1 pseudogene is annotated in these 1,174 nt (G+C 39.9%); it reads right to left on the reverse strand.

The annotated features are described in order from the left end of the window. Nucleotides 1-10: 10 nt before the first annotated feature. Nucleotides 11-1,098, reverse strand: a pseudogene (locus V7L01_RS35455) (ISAs1 family transposase). Nucleotides 1,099-1,174: the final 76 nt, after the last annotated feature.

Consider the following 1,174-nt stretch of genomic DNA (forward strand, 5'->3'; position numbering starts at 1 on the left):
CAGGGTGGTTTCATACAAAGAAAGAAAAAACCTTTTGAATTTGATTGGCTAAAGCACGTTGAGCTTGAGGGATAGTGCGAAAACCAAGAAATCTGGCAAGAGTGATGAAAAAATTATGTAAGATTGCCCAGTTAACTGGAGCATTACCACCTCTTCGCAGTGGAAAGTCTTCTGAAAAAGTCACATCGCGAACCCAATGGAGTCGGTTTTCAATTCCCCAATGTTTCTGGGTGTCGGTTAAAGCATCTTTAGCCGACATGATCTGACTACAAATATAGAACTGACGCTCTTGAAATGATTGACCATCACGGATGCCAGAACGTTCAACTTGGACAAAAGTTTTAAGTCCAGCCCACTGACTTTGTAATTTTTCTGGAGCCGCGAATACCTTACAACAACGCAAAACTTTGCGATCGTGAGTATAGTCTTCTATTGTAGTAGTGCTCAAAGGTTCCTGTGTCTGTGACTGAGTTTGAGCCATTTTATAGAGTGTCGGTTGATTTTCTTTTAATCCAATCAGGTAATCATTGCCACTATTGATGATCAGCGATACAGTTTTTTTTGGCAGTGTAAAGCATCAAGGGTAAAAACGACTTGTTGACCACAAAACTCAGATATTAATTGTTTTACGATCGCCACTTCACTAATTTTTTTGTTGGACATTGGTTGCATCCTGAGTACAATGCCCCGTTCATGACTATAAACTGATACTGTACTGATAAAGTTTTGGTAGGACTGACTGTAATCTGTGACTGTGCAACGAATGCCTTTACCATCTATTGCCAAACGTTCTCCTGGTATTGGTGGAACAAAAACCGATGCCCAATTATTAAATAAGTCGGTAAATGGTTGAAAATCTACTGTTTTCAGTACTCGTCGAAATGTTGAATAGGATGGAAAGTTAATTGTCACATCTAGGTTTAACAGTTCAATCAAGCTCTGCCTGTGTATACGGGTAAAATCTTCGAGTGGTCGGTAGCCCCAATATCCTGTCATTGCTCCCAGCAATATTAGTAACAATACTAACCATAATTCATGTCTTCGTCCCCGGATGTGCCTATAGTCTGGGACTTGCTGCAATTGTTCGACGAGATTCATACTTGTTAGTTATCCATTTTTCTTCACCCTCTACAAACCATTATTATTTTTCTCTCGTTGTATGAAACCACCCTGC

The sequence above is a fragment of the Nostoc sp. genome (genome assembly GCF_036917095.1).
In the GTDB taxonomy this organism is placed as follows: domain Bacteria; phylum Cyanobacteriota; class Cyanobacteriia; order Cyanobacteriales; family Nostocaceae; genus Nostoc.